This window comes from Pseudomonas sp. SDO5215_S409, assembly GCF_054071325.1.
The window spans coordinates 23,669-45,924 of the sequence record NZ_JBSVWN010000054.1; the positions used below are offsets into that span (position 1 = coordinate 23,669).

Sequence of the window (22,256 nt, forward strand, 5' to 3'; positions counted from 1 at the left end):
CTACCAGTCACCGCTTGTTAGCGGTCAACCGGCAAACCCACTTACTTCTGGTCTTTGACTTCTTCGAACTCGGCATCAACCACGTCATCGTGCTTGGCTTCAGGCTCGGCCTGATGCGCAGCACCGTCAGCCGGCTGGCCTTGTTCGGCGTACATTTTCTGAGCGACTGGCGCGGAAACTTTCGACAGTTCTTCAACCTTGGCGTCGATGGCAGCCTTGTCGTCACCCTTGACGGCAGCTTCCAGGGCAACCACGGCAGCTTCGATTGCGGTCTTCTCTTCCGCAGTCACTTTGTCGCCCGCGTCAGCGATCATCTTGCGAGTCGAGTGAACCAGTGCATCACCCTGGTTACGGGCAGCGGCCAGCTCTTCAAAACGCTTGTCGGCATCAGCGTTGGCTTCAGCATCACGAATCATCTGTTGAATTTCTTCATCAGACAGACCGGAGTTGGCCTTGATGGTGATCTTCTGCTCTTTGCCGGTCGCCTTGTCTTTCGCGCCAACGTGCAGGATGCCGTTGGCATCGATGTCGAAGGTCACTTCGATTTGCGGCACACCGCGCGGCGCAGGTGGGATCTCGGACAGGTCGAACTTGCCCAGGGACTTGTTCTGAGTCGCCTGCTTACGCTCACCTTGCAGCACGTGAATGGTCACCGCGCCCTGGTTGTCGTCGGCAGTCGAGAACACTTGGGATTTCTTGGTAGGAATCGTGGTGTTTTTCTCGATCAGCGCAGTCATCACACCGCCCATGGTTTCGATACCCAGGGTCAGCGGGCTGACGTCCAGCAGCAGCACGTCTTTCACGTCACCGGCCAGTACCGCACCCTGGATGGCAGCACCCATTGCAACGGCTTCGTCCGGGTTAACGTCCTTACGGGCTTCTTTACCGAAGAACTCGGTCACTTTCTGCTGCACCAGCGGCATACGGGTCTGGCCGCCCACCAGGATCACGTCGTTGATGGAACCAACGTCAATACCGGCATCTTTAAGGGCAATACGGCAAGGCTCGATAGTGCGCTGAACCAGGTCTTCAACCAGCGCTTCAAGCTTGGCGCGGGAAATTTTCACGTTCAGGTGCTTCGGACCTGTTGCGTCTGCGGTGATGTACGGCAGGTTCACTTCGGTCGAATTGCTCGAAGACAGCTCGATCTTGGCTTTTTCAGCGGCTTCTTTCAGGCGCTGCATCGCCAGCGGGTCGCCCTTGAGGTTCATGCCGCTGTCTTTCTTGAACTCGTCAACGAGGTAGTCGATCAAGCGGATGTCGAAGTCTTCACCGCCCAGGAAGGTGTCACCGTTGGTGGCCAACACTTCAAACTGGTGCTCGCCGTCAACTTCAGCGATTTCGATGACGGAAACGTCGAAAGTACCACCACCCAGGTCATAAACGATGACGGTGTGGTCGCCGCGCGCCTTGTCCATACCGTAGGCCAGAGCGGCTGCAGTCGGCTCGTTGATGATGCGTTTTACGTCCAGGCCCGCAATGCGGCCGGCGTCTTTGGTCGCCTGGCGCTGGCTGTCGTTGAAGTAGGCAGGAACCGTGATGACCGCCTCGGTCACCGCTTCGCCGAGGTAGTCCTCAGCGGTTTTCTTCATCTTTTTCAAGACTTCAGCAGAAATCTGCGGTGCAGACATCGACTTGCCGTTCACTTCAACCCAGGCGTCACCGTTGTCAGCCTTGGCGATTTTGTACGGCACCATCTTGATGTCTTTTTGCACGACTTCTTCGTCGAACTTACGACCGATCAGACGCTTTACCGCGTACAACGTGTTGTGCGGGTTGGTGACGGCCTGACGCTTGGCGGACTGGCCCACCAGGATTTCGCCATCATTGGCATACGCAATGATCGAAGGGGTGGTACGCGCGCCTTCGGCGTTCTCGATAACCTTGGCTACGCCGTTTTCCAGCACGGAGACGCAGGAGTTGGTGGTCCCCAGGTCGATACCGATAATTTTGCCCATTTTGACTCTCCCGAAACTTTGGATTTGGTTGCCGCAGCGGTTGGGGCCAACTGCGGTAGCACTTAAACGCTTGACTTATAGATGGGGCCGTTACGACTTATTTCAAGCCTGCTCATCAATAGAAGGTGCAACCGGTGCCGGAGCCTTGCTCACCACCACCATCGCAGGGCGCAACAGGCGGCCGTTGAGCAGGTAGCCCTTCTGGAATGTCTTCAACACGCTGTTCGGCTCAAGATCAGCACTTTCCTGCATCGCCATTGCCTGGTGATGCTCGGCGTTGAACGGCTCACCGCCGTGCGGATCGATGGCTTCCAGCTGATAGCGCTTGAGGGTGTCCTGGAACATTTTCAGGGTCAGCTCGATCCCTTCACGCATCGCGCGGATGTTTTCATCGTCCGGGTTGGACAAATCCAGGCCACGCTCCAGGCTGTCGATGATCGGCAACAGATCACCGGCAAATTTTTCCAGCGCGAACTTGTGGGCTTTCTCGACATCCTGCTCGGCACGACGGCGGACGTTCTGCAGATCAGCAGCCACACGCAAAGATTGATCCTGTGCAGCCGCCAGTTGCTCTTCAAGCACCTGTACGCGAGCTGCCAGGTCTTCGCCGGCCGCCTGGTTGGCTTCTGGATTTTGCGTATCCTGAGTCTGTTCGTCAGCCATTGTTCTCTCCTTTCAAAATCATGCGCGAACTCGACTCGCGCTTCTGCACCGGTATATGGGGCCACAATTTTCAGGTTCAAGGGCGCAGGCGTTACCAAAAGTCTTTCAATTGCGTTCGCTCAACGCCAAGGCTTTCATTCCTCCTGGCACTATGAACATGCCTGCTTCAAGCAAATAGAGCTAAGCGCCAGGATTGTCAGCCTTGAACAAAACACTGTATAAATAACCAGACATTAAGCTTGGGAGCTGCCGTCATGCTGGTGCACCTGTCTGTACACAACTACGCCATCGTTGAACACCTGGATCTTGAACTGGATCGCGGGATGAGCGTAATCACAGGCGAAACCGGCGCCGGCAAGTCGATCATGCTCGACGCCCTGGGCCTGACCCTGGGCGACCGCGCCGACAGCGGCGTGGTCCGCCCCGGTGCGGACAAAGCCGATATCCTCGCCACCTTCGACCTGGCAGACATCCCCGAAGCCGAAGCCTGGCTTGCCGAGCGCGACCTGAATAATGAAGGGCCGTGCATCCTGCGCCGCATCATTACTGCCGAAGGGCGTTCGCGCGGCTACATCAACGGCACGCCCTGCCCCTTGGGCGACCTGAAGGCGCTGGGCGAACTGCTGATTGACATCCACAGCCAGCACGAACACCAATCCCTGCTGAAAACCGACACCCACCGCCGCCTGCTCGATGAATACGCCGGGGCTACCGACCTTGCACGCCAAGTGCAATTGGCCGCGCAGCGCTGGCGCCAGACTCGCCAGGAACTGGAGCGCCTGTCCAATTCCGGCGACGAGCAACGCGCCCGCCACCAATTGCTCAGCTATCAACTGGAAGAACTCGAAAGCCTGGGGCTTGGCGAGACAGAACTTGAGCAACTGGAGCAGGAGCACAAGAACCTGACCAACGCCGAAACCCTATTGGGCATCTGCCGCCAAGTGGTGGAGCAATGCAGCGAGAGCGATTCGGGCAACGTACTCAACGCCCTCACCGCCAGCCTCAACCGCCTGTCCAGCGTCAACAATGCCGCAGGCTCACTGAGTGAAGCCACCACCCTGCTGACCAGCGCACAAATCCAGGTCGAGGAAGCCGTAGGGGAATTGAATCGCTTTCTCGACCACTTCGACGCCGACCCTGCGCGCCTGCAAGAAATAGAAGAACGCCTGGACACCATTTACACCCTGGCGCGCAAGCATCGGATCCAGCCAACCGAAGTGGCTACGATGCAACAAAAGCTGCTGGATGAAATTGAAACGCTGAACGCCAATGACGAATCCATTGAACGACTGGGAGAAGAACTGGCTTCTTTTGCCCGCCATTACCATGAAAAAGCCCGCGAGCTGAGCGACCTGCGCCATCAGGCAGCCACCGGCCTGGCCTGCGCAGTGGAGCAAGAAATCCAGCGGTTGGGCATGCCCGGCGGGCGCTTCACCATTGAGCTGCGCTCCAACACCAACAACGAACTGCAACCCCATGGCCTTGAGCAAGTCGAACTGCTGGTCAGCGCCAACCCCGGGCAACCCCTCAAGGCGCTGGCCAAAGTTGCCTCTGGCGGTGAGCTATCGCGGATCAGCCTGGCGATTCAGGTCATTACGGCCCAAACCTCTCGAGTCCCAACACTGGTATTCGACGAAGTGGACGTTGGCATCGGCGGCCCGACCGCAGAAATTGTCGGCCAACTGCTGCGCCGCCTGGGAGATCGGGGCCAGGTACTGACGGTCACTCACTTGCCGCAAGTGGCGGCCCAGGGGCATCAGCATTTGTTCGTCCATAAAGTGCGCGGCAGCGATGCAACCCACACTGCCGTCGCCAAGCTGAACAAGACCGAAAGAGTCGAGGAAGTGGCGAGGATGCTGGGCGGTATCGACCTGACAAAAGAGTCGTTGGCCCACGCGAAGAAAATGGTCGTCGCGGCAAAAGCGTGAGCGTTGACGTAGAGGACGTTTTCTCCATTCTAGAAAGCACGAAGGCGACCCTGAGGTCGCCTTCGATCGTTTCGCAGAACGGATCTGCGTGGATTTTTACTTTTTCTTACGGATATACAGCACCAAATTGTGATCCACCAATTCGACGCCGTGCTCCTCGGCGATCGCCTTCTGGAGCTTCTCGATTTCCGGGCTGACGAACTCAACCACCTCGCCAGTTTCCACATCGACCATGTGGTCGTGGTGGCCGCTGTCAGCCAATTCGAACACAGCATGACCGCCGTCGAAATTATGACGAGCCACCAGCCCTGCGGCTTCAAACTGGGTCAGTACACGGTAAACCGTGGCCAGGCCGACGTCCTCGTTAGACTCCATGAGTGCCTTGTAAACATCCTCGGCACTCATGTGGCGTTGCTCGGCGGAATCGAGCATTTGTAGAATTTTGACCCGTGGCAGAGTCACCTTAAGGCCAGCTTTACGCAGTTCGCTATTTTCAACCATGGTTAGCTTTCTCGCGGATGCTGCTTCGCAGCTTCTCTTAATACGGGTATGATCGGCGTTTACGTTGTCCCAGCCAAGATAGTGGAAGTCGCCCACCGATGCAAAACACCAAGCTCTTGCTAACCAGTTTCACCTTTGTGGGACTGCTCGCACTCGCCGGTTGTTCATTCCCCGGGGTTTACAAAATCGACATCCAGCAGGGCAATGTCGTGACGCAGGACATGATAGACCAGTTGCGCCCGGGAATGACCCGACGACAAGTGCGGTTTATCATGGGCAACCCTCTGCTGACCGACACGTTCCATGCCGATCGCTGGGATTATCTCTATAGCATCCAGCCAGGCGGCGGTGAGCGCCAGCAGGAACGCGTCAGCGTCATCTTCAATGGCAATGACCAACTCGTCAGCCTGTCGGGCGACTTCAAACCCGGCGTAAGCCGTGACGACGCACTGCTGGGCAAAGACACCGGCACCAACGTGACCGCCCCTGCGCAGAATACCGAGCAACCCAAGTCTGACGTACCGGCCAAACCAGGCTCCTTGCTGGACCAGATCCAGAAAGGCGTCGACGGCGTTCAAACGGTCCCGGTGCCCGCTCCAGAACCGCTGGACACCCAGCAGTAATCGTTTGACAGCACCCAACAAAAAGCCCGGCATGCCGGGCTTTTTGTTGCCTGTTATCTCCATCTATGAAGACTGCGCACGAGTCTTCGCAGCCTTCGCTGCGCGCAGGCGTCGTATTTCCATGGGGTCGGCCAACAGCGGTCGATAAATCTCGATTCGATCGCCAGCCTGTACGACGCGAGTGTCTGGCACCACCTTGCCAAAAATCCCCAGGGGGCAACTCGCCAGGTCCAACTGCGCAAATTGCAGCGCAATCCCCGAACTCAACACCGCCGCCCTTACGCTGGAGCCAGGCTCAACCGCCACGACCCTCAAGACCTGGCGATCAACGGCGGCGTACACCACCTCGACCTCAACCATGCAACTGCTTGGCCCGTTGGCAAAATGCATCCACCAAGGTATTGGCCGCCTGATTGAACAAAGGGCCCAATGTGGCCCGCACGATAGGGCCCGCGTAATCGAACGACAGGTCCAGGCTGATCTTGCAGGCCTTGTCATTCAACACCTTGAATACCCAAACGCCGTGCAACTGAGTGAAGGGCCCTTCCTCAAGATTCATCTCGATGGACTGCCCCGGCACCAACGTATTACTCGTCACAAAATGCTGACTAAGCCCACCCTTGGCCACCCCTAGACGGGCCCGCATGTTCACGTCACTGCTCTCCAGAATCTCGGCAGACGAGCACCACGGCAGAAACTCCGGGTAACGCGCCACGTCGTTGACCAGGTCATAAAGCGCCTGCGCCGGATAAGGCAGGAGGGCCGAACGTTGAATATGCGTCGTCATGTGAGCGTTATTTCCACAGCTGAGCAGCAAACATCGCGAACGAGTAAACAGATTCGCGACAGAAAGAAACCAGAAAACAGCCTACATTGTCCGGGATTCATTCAACACGCTCAAGCACGCAGGATGACCGTAGCCGACACGCTCGCAACTGCCTATAATGCCGCCCCTATGGCTAAACAAAAGAAACACCCCACAGGGACCATCGCGCAGAATAAAAAGGCGCGTCACGATTACTTCATCGAACACCGTTTCGAGGCTGGTCTGGTCCTGGCCGGTTGGGAAGTAAAAAGTCTGCGAGCCAACAAGCTGCAGTTGGTCGACAGTTATGTGCTGCTCAAGGATGGCGAGGCGTGGCTGCTGGGCAGCCATATCACCCCGCTGATGACCGCGAGCACCCACGTGATTGCCGACCCGGTGCGCACGCGTAAGCTGCTGCTCAACGCCCGCGAACTGGAAAAGCTCGCCGCGTCCGTGCAGCAGAAGGGCTACGCCTGCGTTTGCCTGTCATGGTATTGGAGCAAGCACATGGTCAAGTGCGAGATCGCGCTGGGCAAGGGCAAAAAGGAATACGACAAGCGCGACACCGAGCGCGAGCGCGACTCGAACCGCGAATTGCAACGCGCCGTGCGTAACAAGGGCAAGGAAGACTGACGCTCTTGTGACCCGATGTGAAACAGGGCCACCCCTGTTTCACATAAGAGGCTAAAGCCCCTTGCGTCGCTCTGCCCGAGCCACCCGCTGAACCTCTTGACGCACTTCCTCCAACACCTCCTGCACATACAGCAGATGGCGTGTTGAAACCTCCCGCGCCCGCTCGGCTCGCCCTTCGATGATCGCCAAGTACAAGTCTCGATGCTGACTGATCAGCATGTCGCGGGTTTCCGTGCGCTGCTGATACATGCCGCCAATGTTGATCACCACGTTACGCTTGAGCAGGTCAAACAACCCGCGAATGGTGTGCAGCAACACCGCGTTATGACTCGCCTCGGCGATGGCCAAATGAAAGCGAGCGTCTGCCGCCCCCTCCTCGATCCGGCTCACCTCGTCGGTGCGTGCATAGCAATCTTGCAAGGCATTAAACGCTTCGGTCAGCCGCTCGCGATCCACCTCGGTCGCCCGCTGCGCCGCGTAATAGGCACACGAGGCCTCGAGGGTCTGACGGAACTCCAAGAGATCGCGCTGCGCCTCGGGGTTGTTTTCCAGCAGGTGCAGCAGCGGATCGCTAAAGGTCGAGCCGAGGGAGTCAGCGACGTAATTGCCGCCCCCCTGGCGGCTCACCAATAAACCTTTGGCTGCCAGTTTCTGGATCGCCTCACGCAACGACGGGCGCGACACCCCAAACTGTTCAGCCAACGCGCGCTCGGCCGGCAAACGCTCGCCTGATTTCAGCGTGCCCTCAAGGATCATTCCCTCAAGCTGCTCGACAATATCGTCAGACAAACGGCGCTGACGCACCTGATCAAACCCCATAACTCACTCTCCACAACTCCGACCACGCGCCGGGCCCCTATTCTGGCCCATTGGCGCGTATCCAGCACCTGCTAGAACACGCAGGTTTTACCCGAGCAGACGCTTTACTCGCGCCGCACGCCCCACGTTTTCTCAAGCGACAAATTGACACATCCCCCTCGAGGCTTTTAACCTAGCCGACGGCGATTGTAAATTGGTATTACCAACTACCCAAGCAACTAAACAGTGCCTGACCAACAACAATTAGGGGCCACCCCATATGCACACCTGGCAACAGCTTTACAGCCCGCTCGGCAGCCTTGGCTTGTCCGCACTCGCGGCCGTCATTCCCATCGTATTTTTCTTCCTGGCCCTGGCGGTCTTTCGCCTCAAAGGCCACGTGGCTGGCAGCATCACACTGGCGCTGTCGATTCTGGTGGCGATCGTTGCCTTCAACATGCCAGCAGACATGGCACTCGCCGCCGCCGGTTATGGTTTTGCCTACGGCCTTTGGCCGATTGCCTGGATCATCGTCGCCGCCGTATTTCTGTACAAATTGACGGTCAAGAGCGGGCAGTTTGAAATCATCCGCAGCTCGGTGCTGTCGATCACCGACGACCAACGCCTGCAAGTGCTGCTGATTGGTTTTTGCTTTGGCGCCTTCCTGGAAGGTGCAGCCGGTTTCGGCGCGCCTGTGGCGATTACCGCTGCGCTGCTTGTAGGGCTGGGTTTCAACCCTTTGTACGCCGCGGGCCTGTGCCTGATCGCCAACACCGCGCCCGTCGCGTTTGGCGCACTGGGCATCCCGATCATCGTCGCGGGGCAAGTAACGGGGATCGATGCGTTCAAGATCGGCGCCATGGCCGGTCGGCAATTGCCGCTGCTGTCGCTGTTCGTGCCGTTCTGGCTGGTGTTCATGATGGACGGCCTGCGCGGTGTCAAAGAAACGTGGCCAGCCGCGCTCGTCGCAGGCCTGAGCTTCGCCGTCACCCAGTACTTCACGTCCAACTTCATTGGGCCGGAACTGCCGGACATCACCTCGGCACTGGCAAGCCTGGTTGCACTGACCCTGTTCCTGAACGTGTGGCAACCCAAGCGCAGCGCCGGCGCGCAGATTGCGGGCGTCACCTGCGACGCAGTCGCCACAGCCCGTGTCGGTGGTTTCGGCCAACCGCGCAGAAACCTGGCTTCGCCCTACAGCCTCGGGAAAATTTTCAAGGCCTGGTCGCCGTTCCTGATCCTCACCGTGCTGGTCACTGTCTGGACCCTGAAGCCATTCAAAGCCCTGTTCGCCGCTGGCGGCTCGATGTACAGCACCGTCTTCAACTTTGCGATCCCGCACCTGGACCAACTGGTCATCAAGGTCGCGCCCATCGTGACCACCCCTACGGCGATACCGGCCGTGTTCAAGCTGGACCCGATTTCTGCGACCGGCACGGCGATTTTCTTCTCGGCGCTGATCTCAATGCTGATCCTGAAAATCGACTTTAAAACCGGTCTTACCACTTTAAAAGAAACCTTTTACGAACTGCGCTGGCCAATCCTGTCGATTGGCATGGTGCTGGCCTTTGCATTCGTCACCAACTACTCCGGCATGTCGTCGACCATGGCGTTGGTCCTCGCGGCCACCGGCGCGGCCTTCCCGTTTTTCTCCCCATTCCTGGGTTGGCTGGGTGTTTTTCTGACAGGCTCCGACACATCCTCCAACGCCTTGTTCAGCTCATTGCAAGCCACCACCGCCCACCAACTCGGCGTCAACGACACCTTGCTGGTGGCGGCGAACACCAGCGGCGGGGTTACCGGCAAAATGATTTCCCCGCAATCGATCGCCGTGGCCTGCGCGGCGACCGGGCTGGTGGGCAAAGAGTCCGACCTGTTCCGCTTCACCCTCAAGCACAGCCTGTTCTTCGCGACCCTCGTCGGGTTGATTACCCTGGCTCAGGCCTACTGGTTCACCGGTATGCTGGTGCACTGAGACTGATTTGCTGGCGCCCCGGGCCGAACGGCCCGGGGCCCTGATACCGGAGCTCCCATGAGTCTGCCTGCTGCCTTTTTGACCGATGTCGCACAACTGATCCCTAGAGATCGGCGCTTCGACGACCCACTTTCCACCCTCGCCTTCGGCACCGACGCCAGCTTTTACCGACTGATCCCACAACTGGTGGTTCGCGTCGAGTCAGAAGACGAGGTAATCACCCTGCTGCAACTCGCTCAGCGTGATCATGTGCCTGTGACCTTCCGAGCCGCCGGCACCAGCCTCTCCGGGCAAGCCATCAGCGATTCGGTGCTGATCGTGCTGGGCGACAACTGGAACGGTCGCGACATTCGCGACCAGGGCGCACAAATCCGCCTGCAACCCGGCGTCATCGGCGCCCAGGCCAACGCCTGGCTCGCGCCCTTTGGCCGCAAAATCGGCCCGGACCCGGCCTCGATCAACGCCTGCAAGATCGGCGGGATCGTCGCCAACAATTCCAGCGGCATGTGCTGTGGCACCGCACAAAATTCCTACCACACCTTGGCCGGCATCCGGCTAGTGCTGGCGGACGGCACCTGCCTTGATACCGAAAATGCCGACAGCGTTGCAGCGTTTCGTCAGCAGCACGGCCACTTGCTCGAACAATTGGCCACATTGGGGCGTGATACACGCGCAAACATCGAGCTGGCTGCAAAAATCCGCCACAAATATCGTCTGAAAAACACCACCGGCCTGTCTCTCAACGCCCTGGTGGATTTTGACGAACCGCTGGATATCCTCAGCCACCTGCTGGTGGGGTCTGAAGGCACGTTGGGATTCATCAGCGCGGTGACCTACAACACGGTGCTCGACCACCCGCATAAAGCCTCGGCCCTGATCGTATTTCCCGACGTGGAAACCTGTTGCACCGCCGTGACCGTGCTCAACACCCAGCCTGTCTCGGCGGTGGAATTGCTGGACCGGCGCAGCATGCGCTCCGTACAGAACAAACCCGGTATGCCCGCGTTCGTACAACAGCTATCGGAAAATGCCTGCGCGCTATTGATCGAAACCCGTGCAGCCTCGACCCCGTTACTGCGTGAGCAGATCGTACAAATCATGGCCTCCCTGGTCGTGTTCCCTGTAGAAAAACAGGTCGACTTCACCGAAGACCCACTGGAAAACGCCCGCCTGTGGGCGATCCGCAAAGACACCTTCCCCGCCGTCGGCGCCGTGCGCAAAACCGGCACCACCGTCATCATCGAAGACGTGACCTTCCCGGTGGAACAATTGGCCCTCGGCGTGAACCGCCTGATCGCCCTGTTCGACAAACATCACTACGACGAAGCGATCCTTTTCGGACACGCCCTGGAAGGCAATCTGCACTTCGTGTTCACCCAAGGCTTCAACAGCGCCGAAGAAGTCGCACGCTATCAAGCGTTCATGGACGACGTCGCCCAACTGGTCGCGGTGGAATTTGGCGGCTCGCTAAAGGCCGAACACGGCACCGGTCGCAACATGGCGCCCTTCGTCGAGCTGGAATGGGGCAGCGACGCGTACCAGTTGATGTGGCAGCTCAAGCGCCTGCTGGACCCTAACGGCATTCTCAACCCGGACGTCGTGCTCAGCGCAGACCCGCAGATCCACCTCAAATACCTCAAACCCCTGCCCGCGGCAGACGAGTTGGTGGACAAGTGCATCGAATGCGGCCTTTGCGAACCGGTGTGCCCGTCCAAAGGACTGACCCTGAGCCCACGCCAACGCATCGTGATCTGGCGCGATATCCAGGCGCGAAAACGCGCCGGCATCGACACCCGCGAACTGGAGGCCGCCTACCAATATCAAGGCATCGACACCTGCGCCGCCACCGGGCTTTGCGCGCAACGCTGCCCTGTAGGCATTAACACTGGCGACCTGGTGAAAAAGCTGCGCGGCCGCGACGCTGATCGTAAGAAAACGGCCGATTGGCTGGCCACGCATTTTTCTAGCGCATTACAAGGCGTGCGCTTCACCCTGCACGTGGCCAACGGCGCCCGCATGCTGCTCGGTGCGCCGCGACTGGCCAAGCTGTCGGCCAGCGTGACACGCCTGTCCAAGGGGCAAATCCCCCAATGGACAAACGCCCTGCCACAGCCGGAAAAAGCCATTCGCGTAAACCCCACCGTGAGCGACGGCCGCCCTCGGGTGGTGTACCTGGCGGCCTGCGTCTCCCGGGCAATGGGCCCGGCAGCGGGTGATAAAGAGCAAATGTCACTGTACGAAAAAACCTGCGGCCTGCTGGAAAAGGCTGGCTACCAAGTCGTCTTCCCCGACAACCAGGACAACCTGTGCTGCGGCCAACCGTTCGCCTCCAAAGGCTACGCCGAACAGGCCGAACTCAAGCGCCAGGAACTGCTCGGCGCCTTGCTGCACGCCAGCCGGGGCGGACTCGACCCGATCTATTGCGACACCAGCCCCTGTACCCTGCGCCTGGTACAAGACCTGAACGAAACCCGCCTGGACCTTTACGACCCCGTGCGCTTCATCCGCACCCATCTAATGGACCGCCTCGACTTCACGCCCCAGCAAGCACCCATCGCCGTACACGTCACCTGCAGCACCCAACACTTGGGCGAAAGCCAGGCCCTCATCGACCTCGCCCGGCGCTGCAGCCACAACGTCATCGTCCCCGAAGGCATTCACTGCTGCGGGTTCGCGGGCGACAAAGGCTTCACCACACCGCAACTCAACGCCCACTCACTGCGCAACCTCAGAAACACCGTGCAACATTGCAGCGAAGGTCTCTCCACCAGCCGCACCTGCGAGATCGGGCTGAGCCAGCATGGTGGCATCGACTATCACAGCCTGGTCTACCTGGTGGACCGCGTGACCCGTGCGCGCACGCCCCTGCCACAATAAAACCGAACCCCTGCGCGCTGGCGCAGTCATCTGCATAGGCCCCGGCAAACGAGGCCCTTCAGTGACCTCGCTGGCTGCACGGCCCACCGGCAGCTTCGAGCCTTTTTTACACAAGGAGATACCCATGAAGCGTTCCGCACTTGCTGGTTTGTTCGTTACCGCTGCACTGCTGGCGTCCCCCGTGTTCGCAGCAGGCAATGACAAGGACCTGTGCCAGATCAACCTGGACAAAATCAACAACGGGAAAGCGCTGCTCGCCACCGACACCAGCGGCAAAAGCGGCGAAATCGACACCGCCGTCTCCCAGGCCAAAGCCGCGCACGCCGCCGGTGACGACAAAAAATGCATCGAGATCACCGCAAAAGCCGTCCAGGACCTGCAAGACCTCGACAAAGGCGGCAAATAACCGGCCTGCGGCTCAATGCCAACCTTCGGGTTGGCCTTCAGTGACGGTTTGACGTACACTACACGAGCCTGTCACTCACCAAGAAACAACGAGTTACAGGTTCGGGGCCGTTTAGGATTCGACGCCGGTTGCGAAACTTTAGGTGCATGCCGAGTTGGTAACAGAACTCGTAAATCCACTGTTGCAACTTCTTATAGTTGCCAATGACGAAACCTACGGGGAATACGCTCTCGCTGCGTAAGCAGCCTTAGCTCTTCCCTCCTGGTACCTTCGGGTCCAGCAATCATCAGGGGATGTCTGTAAACCCAAAATGATTGTCATATAGAACAGAATCGCCGTGCAGTACGTTGTGGACGAAGCGGCTAAAACTTACACAACTCGCCCAAAGCACCCTGCCCGTCGGGTCGCTGAGGGTTAACTTAATAGACACGGCTACGCATGTAGTACCGACAGCGGAGTACTGGCGGACGGGGGTTCAAATCCCCCCGGCTCCACCAAATGATCAATCAAAGACGTCCATGGACGTCTTTTTTTGTGCCTAAAATCCAGTGAAATCAAGGAATTGAGCGCTACTGGGCTCCATAGAACGTTTTTGAGTTCCAGCCGATTTGGTATTCCCCGCTACCCAGCCCTAATTTTGGGAATACCAAAAGGTGACATGGAGCACTTCTCATGTGCGCTCAAACCGCCCGCCTCTCGGACCGTCAGCTCAAGACTGTCACACCCAAAGACAAGGACTACGTCCTCACCGATGGTGACGGGCTTCAGCTGTGAGTCACAATTTAGCTAACGCCCAGAGGAGTTTCGGGATCAGACTAGATCGATATCGCGCGTTTGCGCGCGGCATCGATCTAGTCATCGCTATACCTCATCAGTGTCTTTAGCTGACCAGACGAGCCGACTGAGGATCGTAGACCACATCGGTAACCGATCCATCCCGAATGCGCTCAACCGCTTCGTCAATTACATGGAGGGGTACTAAAAACCACTCCCTTGGTTTGACCAGATGGCCGAAGCGATCTTCGATGGTCAAGTCGAGTTGAGCCCCACCGAACAGACGGTGGAAGATGTTTTCTAGCCTAGTGCGGTTCAGATTATGCAGCTTGTAGGTGGCGACAACCTCCACGTCGGCCAGCAGATAGGTCGCATCCTTTTCCGCGTTAGCAATGCGCGTCTCCACTTTGCCGTTGGTCACGCCGATCTTGTGGACCAGCTCGCGGTGCTCGGCGACGAATGGGTGGCTAGACAGGCTCCGCAGCACATAAATTGTCCCGCTTTCAATGTCGTCTGGCTCTGAAGCATTGCCAAACAACGGCCCCATGTCCGGGTCGGTAACTCGCCGACCGGTTTCATCTTTGTAAAGCGCCCGTTGGAGCGAACGACGCAACAAGTTACTTTCCGTTCCGTTGGCGTAGATGACACGCAGGCGTGCATCGCTTTCGCCATTGGGCGCTTTGATGGTTTCGCCGATTTCCGCCACGTAGGCCAACTGCCCGCCGACGATGAAGTAGTTCCCCGATTCAATGCTGGCATCGCGACCAAAGCGCAGGGTTTTGCGAGCTTCAGACTTCAGATCCCTTTCAATCAGCTCGAACAGTGGTTGGAACCTGTCAAAATCCACACAGGGCGTACGGTCGGCTATTTCCTCAGCTGCACGTTTTTCAGTGCTGGAGCGCACATGACGAAGCACGGTGATGTCGTTCTGGTCTGCGGGTTCACCGCCAACGCCCAGTTCGGCCAGCAAGGCGTCCTCGTCTAGGTCATTCACATCCACCGCTACGGTTCCGGACAGCAGATCAGGGCCATCCAGCTCAGCAAGTAGTGTTAGCGCTTCCGGCAATTTGCGCAGCTGATCCAGGCGTACGGCGTACAATCGCTCGAAAACATCACGGTCTTCGCCATGCAATGGCGTGCGACCGTGAGCCTGATAAAAGCGCAGAATATCCTCGAAGCCAGCGATGATGCGTTCTTCACGAGGGGTTCGAGTGACTGTCTTGAGAGAGGGAACCTCTACGCCTAAAGCATCCAGTAGGTCGTCGTCATTCATGTTAGCGCTCCATCTTTGGCGGCTTCTTTTTTGGTGCCGAACGATTTGGAGGGTTCATACTCTTTAGGGTAGTAGCGAGAGAAGTAGTTTGCCGCATCCTGCTCAGCCCTGTCAGCAAACCTAGTGTTCTCCGGAAAAATGCTGGTAGGCATATACTTATTTAAAATTTTGCTCTTCTGTTTGTGCAGCAGTGTGCGCTCACTATCTATTTTCTGAGCGTACATACTTCCGTCCGCAACAGATTGCCACTTATGCTCGGCCTCAATAAACAAAAGCTCAAGATCTTTAAGCATTAACGAAAACGTTTTTAGACGATCCGCGTAGGGGAGTAGAGGGTAAATGACTGAGAGCACCTGTGAGCCTGCGATAATCGCACCCCAGAGCACAGCCAGCTCTTTCCAGACAACCCAGGCACCGATACTTGCGCTAGAGGTTATTGCTATGACTGCTTTAATGACGCGCTCTTTTCCCTCAGCCTCAAGCAAGAGCCGCTGAACGAAACCAATATTGAACTTCAATTCGTGAAGCTCTTTCCAAAATCGCTCTTGCGCCATTCTTTACATCCCCGACACCGGCATTAATCAAATCAATCAAACTGGACAAGTCGCTAATAAAGTTTTTCTGCTCGGCTATTTTTCCGCCTTTTTAGGTGCTGCTACTTTTGGCATAGGTGGTGTTTCTTTAGGTATTGGTAGCCCCTTTTGACCTGCTAATGCCTGGGCACGATAACGAGCAAAAGCAGCTACACCTTCGGCCATGCGCTTTTCCCAGCCGTCAGCGGAATTAATGTCTGGCAAGCGACCACGCTCGTTCTTGAACTGCAACGCACGCTTTGCCAGATCACGTGCTTCGTCTTCGGGGATGCTAACCTTCTTGGCAGAAATGCTGGCTTGGACTTGACGCAGGGACCTTTCATCCATCGCTTTCGCCAGCACGGCATAGGCGGCATCGAAGGGATTGATGCGATCGATTAAATCAATGTCCAGCTCGCGCACGTTAACGAACTTACGCACACCATCCAACAGCGCCGTACTGCCCTGCACTGCGTCGCCACCGTTAACATCGGGCTGCCCCAAGGCCAACTTGGCCTGTTGGGTAATGTTCATGGCCGCGATGGCGTGCTGGCGGATGGCTTCCTGATCGACGTCGCTCAAGTCTGGGTAACGCTCGCGTACGATCTTACCCATGCGCAGCTGGGTCAGCTCTTCGGGCAGAGTGTTTTCCTTGTCGAACAAACCGCGCTCCAGCACAGTTTTGTCCTGCAAGAAGTTGGTCACCACTTCATTCAAGTCTTCCTTGCAGATACGCGTAGCTTCTGCGCTTTGTGGCGTGGTCAGGCCCTTGATTTCGACATGGTACTGGCCTGTGGTTTCATTCACGCCCAAGTTGGTGCCACCTGGTTGATAACCATCAGGCCCATAAGTGAAACCCTCTTTCGGCCCTGTATCTTTCGGAGTGAACTCATAACGCGGGGCCAGCACCTGCTCCATCAACAAGCTGGCAGAAATGGCCTTGAGCATATCGTTCACCGCCTCAGCAACAGCGGCTTGATCCGCAGCGGGTTCAGCGATCAGGTTGGTGAAGCGTGAGCGCTCCTTACCCTCGGCATCACGCGTTGCGCGGCCAATGATCTGCACGATTTCAGTCAGGCTGCTGCGATAGCCAATGGTCAGTGCATGTTCACACCAGATCCAGTCAAACCCTTCCTTCGCCATGCCCAGCGCAATGATCACATCCACGTTGTCTCGGTTGTTCTTCTGCTCCGGGTCTTTCAGCGCGCCGAGCACTTTGGAGCGTCTGGTTGCTTCGCTGTCATCCACCAGGTCTGCCACTTTCAGCGTGCGACCGTCCTTAGCTTTGATGAGGTGGAAGCCGGTGGCCGGGTCGACACCCAGCCAATCGCCCAGCGCACTCATGATTTCGTTGACCTCGCGCTCCTTGTCTTTGAGGCTTTCGCGGGCATTCACATTGGGGATATGGATGATGGTTTTCAGTGCTGGGTCCAGCACCTTGGCGACGGCATCCACATACTTGCCGGTATAGAAGAAGTAGCCGATGTCCAGCGACTTGAGCCAGCGGTAGCCGTTGAGCTGCTCGTAGTAGGTGTAAGTCACCGTCTCAAACCTGGCTTCTTCCGCCGGGGCCAGCACGGCCTCGCTGTCGCCACGGAAATAAGAGCCAGTCATGGCCACCAAATGCACTTTATCGCGGCCGATAAACGCGCTTAGCTGGCGGCCCAACTTGTTGTCCGGGTTGGCGGAAACGTGGTGGAATTCGTCGATGGCGATCAAACGGTTGTCGAAGGCTTCGATACCTAGCTCTTCCACGGCAAAGCGGAAGGTGGCATGGGTGCAAACCAGTGTCTTGTCGGTGCTTTTCAGGAAAGCGCATACGGCTTCTACCTTGGATTTGGCCACACCCGGCTCATCAATGCCAAGAGCATTGCATAGGTTCCACTGCGGAGCCACTTGCCAGTCCCAGTAAAAACCAAACTTGCTCAGCGGCTCATCGGCGAAGCTGCCGCCAATGGAGCGCTCCGGCACCACGACAATTGCCTGTTGCAAGCCCTGGTTATGCAGCTTATCCAGCGCGATAAACATCAGGGCGCGGGACTTACCTGATGCAGGGGGCGACTTGATCAGCAGGTACTGTTCACCGCGCTTGGTATAGGCGCGCTCCTGCATGGTACGCATGCCCAACTCATTGGCTTTGCTAGAAGCCCCAGTGTGTGCTGTGGTGATGGATACCGACGGCACCGTGTAAGTGTTGGTTGGGTTGTGGTTCTGTTCGGTCATTGCGAATCGTCGTCCATGGATGCGTCATCACTTGCCAGTTCGCGCTCGATCTGTTCGATGCTGGGCAGGCTGGTTTGCAGCTCTGCCGGCAGGGACTCCACCAATTGGTATTCGGCCACACCGATGGGGCGGGCGTTATCACGCAGTGCGTATTCGGCCACTACTTTGTTCTTGCTCTTGCACAGCAGCAGGCCAATGGTGGGGCCGTCCTGTGGGTGCTTGAGCTGGGCATCCACTGCGGTGAGGTAAAAACTCAACTGGCCAAGGTGCTCAGGCTTGAACTTACCGGCCTTGAGCTCGATCACCACATAGCAGCGCAGCTTGAGGTGATAGAACAGTAGATCGATGAAGAACTCGTCACCGCCCACATCCAGCAGCACTTGCTGGCCAACGAAGGCAAAGCCTGCGCCCAGTTCCAGCAGGAACTCGGTGACATGCTTGACCAGCGCGTTTTCGATCTCACGCTCCTGCGCATCAAAAGTCAGGCCGAGGAAGTCGAAGCGGTAAGGATCTTTCAGCGACTCGCGGGCCAGGTCGGACTGCGGTTTGGGTAGGTGGCTCTCGAAGTTACTGACTGCCTTGCCACTGCGCTCCAACAGACGGGTCTCGATCTGCATCACCAGAATGTTGCGCGACCAGTTGTGCTCGATTGCCTTGGCGGCATACCAGCGGCGGGTTTCGGGACCGGGCAGCTTGTCCAGCAGCACCAGATTGTGACCCCAAGGCAATTGTGCAGCAGCCTGCTGCACAAATTCCGCGTCCGGCCACGCCTCGGCAAAGGCGCGCATGTACTTGAGGTTGCGTGGTGAAAACCCTTTCATATCGGGAAAGGCTGCGTGCAAATCCTGCGCCAAGCGCTCAATTACCTTGGCACCCCAGCCCTGTTGTGCTTGCCGGGTCAAAATATCGTGACCGATCTGCCAGTAGAGCAGCACCAGTTCGCGGTTCACCGCCAGCGTGGCGCGCTGCTGAGCATTATGGATGCGGCCTTTGAGGTCGGTCAGCCAATCGCCGTAGCCCTCGGGCGGCATGCCCAGGCTAACAGGGGTGTCGCTCATGCCTTTATCCCTCGTGACTTTTTCGGCGCGGCCTTCGCTGCGTTTGCCGCCATCTTGGTGTAGAGGTCAAACAGCTTTTCCAGCCGCTCGGTGTCGTTCTTGAAGCGACGACCAATATAGATGCGCTCCAGTACTTCGTCGTTGCGTTCGTGGGCTCGGCGCAAGTTATCCGGCATGTTGTCCGGGTCTTATAGGTCGGCAATGGTGGCGGGGAAATGCGCTTCTCGCGCAAGCAGAATGCCCTCGGCGCAGGCGGTCAGGTCGGCCTTGTTTTGCTCCGTGAGCAGCGGCACAGGAAAGGTGTTCCAGCCAAGCGTATTAGAGTAACGGTAATCCGTTTTAATTTTGCCGCAGACCGTAGCTATCCAGACAAGATGTAGGCGTGAGGCAAGCAGGGCCAAGCAAACCTGTGAGACATCGTAAATTGCAAAAGCAGCATTGGAGACTATCGCCCCCTTCGGCAGCAACCCAACAGGAAGATACTGGCGAGATTCGCTGGAATGAATGGGGACAACAATGGACTCATTGCCAGGCGAACCCTGTATCTGCCGAAACCTGTGCGGATATTTGCTTGATGGGCGGGTTTCCTTTGCCTTGCTCGACAATCGAAATTCCCTGACTTGCTCAAATCTAGCGCGCAGACTCGCGAGTTGATTTGCCTGCTCCACTTCAGAATCATCAACCCACAGGCACGTGCGCGACTTCCCGCTGATAAACTCCACCGAGCCGTAAAACGGGCGTAAGTAGGGTAATGCTTCTGGCTCAGCCCTTATCAAATCACGAGCTTCATCCTTGGTCATCAAAAGATGGCCACCGTCAACTGGCTTATTACCCCAAAACATCACGGGAAGATCAAATAAAGGTTTCGATTCAGCATCAACGTATATATCTGGACCAGCAACAAGATAAGCATTTACATTAGGGACAACTTTTTGGCTTACCTCTCCAGAATTTTGCGTTGAAAACAGGCGAATCATTTTTTCTTCGGAGTTTGACAAACCAATAATTGCCACGGTAACACCAGCGTTATTTGCGGCTAAATTATTCCATTTAAATGATGTATGAGCAAAAAATATTCGTAATCCATCTCTAAGAATTATGGGCCAGAACATTGAAACAAGTTGCCCTTGGCAAATTGAATTCGTTGACACGAATGCAGCCTTGGCCGTCTGCCCACGCATGAATTCATTTGCCTTCCAAAACCAGGCCATCACATAATCAAACGACTTCCAGTATGTGGTCTTTCCATCAAAAAGACTCTGCAAATCATCCTTTTGCTCGTTCGTTTGAGAGCTCAATCCAGCATAGGGTGGATTCCCGCAGATGTAGGTCTCACCACCTTCGTTCTCGAAGTCGATTTCCGCCTGATTGAGCGGCGCGCCGAACAAGTCATCTGCCACCAGCTTTACGCCAGTCCCCGTGGGTGGGCACACACTTAGCCAATCCAATTGCAAAGCGTTGTGACAAACAATCCAGTTCTGCGCATCCAATGGCAGAAACTCGGCCAGCGCGTCCTTCTGTCCGCGATACAGTACATCGCATTGGAACTCGGCAATGATCAGCGCCAAGCGCGCAATCTCTGCTGGGAAGTCGCGCAGCTCGATACCTCGGAAGTTGGTCAGCGGGATCTCGCTGCCCAGATGTGGTTCTCCCCTACGGCGGTTAACTTCCGCCTCAATCTCGCGCATCTGCTTGTAGGCAATTACTAGAAAATTGCCTGAGCCGCAGGCCGGGTCAAACACACGGATACGCGCCATGCGCTTGCGCAGGTTCAACAACTTGCGATCGTTATCACCTGCCTCATTCAACTGTGCACGCAGGTCATCCAGAAACAACGGGTTCAACACCTTTAGGATGTTGGGCACGCTCGTGTAGTGCATGCCCAATGCGCTGCGTTCTTCATCATCGGCCACGGCCTGAATCATGCTGCCGAAGATATCCGGGTTGATCTGTTTCCAGTTCAAATTGCCAGCGTGCATAAGGTAGGTGCGTGCCATGCGCGTGAAGCGTGGCACGTCAGTACTGCCAGAGAACAGGCCGCCATTCACATAAGGGAAGCCCGTGATCCAGTTCGGCAAACGAGGTTCAGCATTGGCGCGCTCGACAACCTTGATGTTCATAGAACGGAAGACCGCTTCCAACACCTCATGGGTATTAGAGCCGTCGCGCTCGCTCATTTGCTCCACAGTCTGGGTGAACAAACCCTCGCCATCGAAGATGTCGGTGTCTTCGGCGAAAAAACAGAAGATCAGGCGCGCCATGAAATGGTTCATATCATGGCGGCGCTCGGCCTTCGCCCAGTCTGGATTTTCGCTCAGCAGCTCAACATACAGCTTGTTCAGACGGCCCGTCGCACGCACATCGATGGGATTGTCCTTGATCTCCTTGACGGTGGAGATACCGGCCAAGGGCAAAAAGAAGCCGAAACGGTTGGGGAAGTCCAGATAAGCACAGGTGATGGTTTCGCCGCTGGCTAATTGTTCGGCCTCAAGAGTCTGGCCATCGGTGGCGAGGATGAACTTGGCTTTGGATTTTGCGGTTGCCGGGCTGGCACGTAATGCCTTGAGGGTTTCGCCTACGGCGCCAGCTTTGCATACGGCGATATGGATGTTACTGCGCAGTAGCACGCCACCGGGTACATCTGAAGCGTTATTGTTTCCTGCTCGCAAGCGCCTGAGAGCCGTATCCTTACTGCCAAAAGCGGCCAGGAAGGCGAACGGGAACTCCGCCGCGTCGAAGGGCTGGAGGGCCAGCTCCGATATTGCGGACTCAATTTCTACTGCATTCATGGTTTACCACTGTCCAGATCACTAATGAGCGAGTGCGGCGACTTTAGCCGTCAATTTTGTGGGTTGTGGCTAGACCACTAAGAGCGTCTGCCTTCATGCCGGCTACAGTTTGGTCATGATACCTCTGACCGCCCTCAAGCGAGGGGGTATCGCATATGGCGACAGCAGAGTTACTGGCAGTGGCGATGGCCACATTGCAGCTGGATCAGGATGCCCTAGTTTAATGCAGGAGCCACCAGCAGTGGCAGAAGAAAAGCTCTAGTCAATGTCGGCGGTGATTAGTAGGGGTCGGATGTTTTGTCTGAAGAGCAGAACAAACCAGGAGATTGGTCCCGCCCACCGGTCCAGGGACTGTCAGATTTTTTGTGTGCGGGCCGGTAACGGCCTGCCGTCAGGCAGG

At 57.0% G+C, this 22,256-nt stretch carries 16 protein-coding genes, 1 other RNA gene and 1 pseudogene; 7 read left to right on the forward strand and 11 right to left on the reverse strand.

The features are described from left to right. Positions 1-41 precede the first annotated feature (41 nt). On the reverse strand, positions 42-1,958 hold the full coding sequence (gene dnaK, locus ACW9H9_RS23015) for a molecular chaperone DnaK (RefSeq protein WP_457345495.1): 1,917 nt from the start codon (positions 1,956-1,958) through the stop codon (positions 42-44). Positions 1,959-2,060: 102 nt separating this feature from the next. Further along, positions 2,061-2,621: a nucleotide exchange factor GrpE gene (gene grpE / locus ACW9H9_RS23020; RefSeq protein WP_457345494.1), complete on the reverse strand. Its 561-nt coding sequence runs from the start codon at positions 2,619-2,621 to the stop codon at positions 2,061-2,063. A gap of 254 nt (positions 2,622-2,875) precedes the next feature. Between grpE and recN the strand changes: the two genes are divergently transcribed. Beyond that, positions 2,876-4,549 (forward strand): DNA repair protein RecN, encoded by a 1,674-nt coding sequence (gene recN, locus ACW9H9_RS23025; RefSeq protein ID WP_457345493.1) that lies wholly within the window; start codon positions 2,876-2,878, stop codon positions 4,547-4,549. Positions 4,550-4,645: 96 nt separating this feature from the next. On the opposite strand, the gene fur is transcribed toward recN, so the two are convergent. After that, a complete protein-coding gene (fur, locus tag ACW9H9_RS23030; RefSeq protein ID WP_457345492.1) occupies positions 4,646-5,050 on the reverse strand; it encodes a ferric iron uptake transcriptional regulator in 405 nt (134 codons plus the stop codon). A gap of 98 nt (positions 5,051-5,148) precedes the next feature. Here fur and ACW9H9_RS23035 point away from each other — a divergent pair, with 98 nt between their 5' ends. Next, positions 5,149-5,673 carry an outer membrane protein assembly factor BamE gene (locus ACW9H9_RS23035; protein WP_457345491.1) on the forward strand — a complete coding sequence of 175 codons (525 nt, stop codon included), beginning with the start codon at positions 5,149-5,151 and terminating at the stop codon, positions 5,671-5,673. Positions 5,674-5,736: 63 nt separating this feature from the next. Here the strand turns inward: ACW9H9_RS23035 and ACW9H9_RS23040 are convergent, their stop codons facing one another. Both ACW9H9_RS23040 and ACW9H9_RS23045 read right to left on the reverse strand, forming a co-directional pair. Beyond that, entirely contained in the window at positions 5,737-6,033 is a 297-nt protein-coding gene (locus ACW9H9_RS23040; RefSeq protein WP_457345489.1) for an RnfH family protein, read from the reverse strand. Beyond that, positions 6,026-6,460, reverse strand: coding sequence for a type II toxin-antitoxin system RatA family toxin (locus ACW9H9_RS23045; protein ID WP_457345487.1), 435 nt, complete (start codon positions 6,458-6,460; stop codon positions 6,026-6,028). The genes ACW9H9_RS23040 and ACW9H9_RS23045 overlap by 8 nt, the downstream gene beginning before the upstream one ends. A gap of 168 nt (positions 6,461-6,628) precedes the next feature. On the opposite strand from ACW9H9_RS23045, the gene smpB reads away from it, so the two are divergent. Then, entirely contained in the window at positions 6,629-7,111 is a 483-nt protein-coding gene (smpB, locus tag ACW9H9_RS23050) for an SsrA-binding protein SmpB (protein ID WP_457345485.1), read from the forward strand. 51 nt (positions 7,112-7,162) lie between these two features. On the opposite strand, the gene ACW9H9_RS23055 is transcribed toward smpB, so the two are convergent. Continuing rightward, entirely contained in the window at positions 7,163-7,930 is a 768-nt protein-coding gene (locus ACW9H9_RS23055) for an FCD domain-containing protein (RefSeq protein WP_457345484.1), read from the reverse strand. Positions 7,931-8,189: 259 nt separating this feature from the next. Between ACW9H9_RS23055 and ACW9H9_RS23060 the strand changes: the two genes are divergently transcribed. From ACW9H9_RS23060 to ssrA, 4 genes are all read left to right on the forward strand, one after another. Next, positions 8,190-9,884, forward strand: coding sequence for a lactate permease LctP family transporter (locus tag ACW9H9_RS23060; protein ID WP_457345483.1), 1,695 nt, complete (start codon positions 8,190-8,192; stop codon positions 9,882-9,884). 57 nt (positions 9,885-9,941) lie between these two features. Next, complete coding sequence (locus ACW9H9_RS23065; protein ID WP_457345482.1) at positions 9,942-12,761, forward strand: FAD-binding and (Fe-S)-binding domain-containing protein; 2,820 nt, start codon at positions 9,942-9,944, stop codon at positions 12,759-12,761. Between the two features lie 124 nt (positions 12,762-12,885). Next, positions 12,886-13,167, forward strand: a complete 282-nt coding sequence (locus ACW9H9_RS23070) for a hypothetical protein (protein ID WP_457345480.1) — start codon at positions 12,886-12,888, stop codon at positions 13,165-13,167. A 103-nt stretch (positions 13,168-13,270) separates the two neighbouring features. Further along, positions 13,271-13,664, forward strand: a transfer-messenger RNA (tmRNA) gene (gene ssrA, locus ACW9H9_RS23075). 383 nt (positions 13,665-14,047) lie between these two features. Here ssrA and ACW9H9_RS23080 read toward each other — a convergent pair. The 5 genes and pseudogenes from ACW9H9_RS23080 to ACW9H9_RS23100 form a co-directional block, all read right to left on the reverse strand. Then, positions 14,048-15,214 carry a GIY-YIG nuclease family protein gene (locus ACW9H9_RS23080; RefSeq protein WP_457345478.1) on the reverse strand — a complete coding sequence of 389 codons (1,167 nt, stop codon included), beginning with the start codon at positions 15,212-15,214 and terminating at the stop codon, positions 14,048-14,050. After that, on the reverse strand, positions 15,211-15,768 hold the full coding sequence (locus ACW9H9_RS23085; protein ID WP_457345476.1) for a hypothetical protein: 558 nt from the start codon (positions 15,766-15,768) through the stop codon (positions 15,211-15,213). Before ACW9H9_RS23085 ends, ACW9H9_RS23080 begins: the two co-directional genes overlap by 4 nt. 75 nt (positions 15,769-15,843) lie before the next feature. Then, a complete protein-coding gene (locus ACW9H9_RS23090; protein WP_457345474.1) occupies positions 15,844-18,009 on the reverse strand; it encodes a DEAD/DEAH box helicase in 2,166 nt (721 codons plus the stop codon). After that, on the reverse strand, positions 18,006-19,067 hold the full coding sequence (locus tag ACW9H9_RS23095) for a PDDEXK nuclease domain-containing protein (RefSeq protein WP_457345472.1): 1,062 nt from the start codon (positions 19,065-19,067) through the stop codon (positions 18,006-18,008). Before ACW9H9_RS23095 ends, ACW9H9_RS23090 begins: the two co-directional genes overlap by 4 nt. Then, positions 19,064-21,856: pseudogene (locus tag ACW9H9_RS23100) on the reverse strand (class I SAM-dependent DNA methyltransferase). The gene ACW9H9_RS23095 and the pseudogene ACW9H9_RS23100 overlap by 4 nt, the downstream one beginning before the upstream one ends. Between the last annotated feature and the right edge of the window lie 400 nt (positions 21,857-22,256).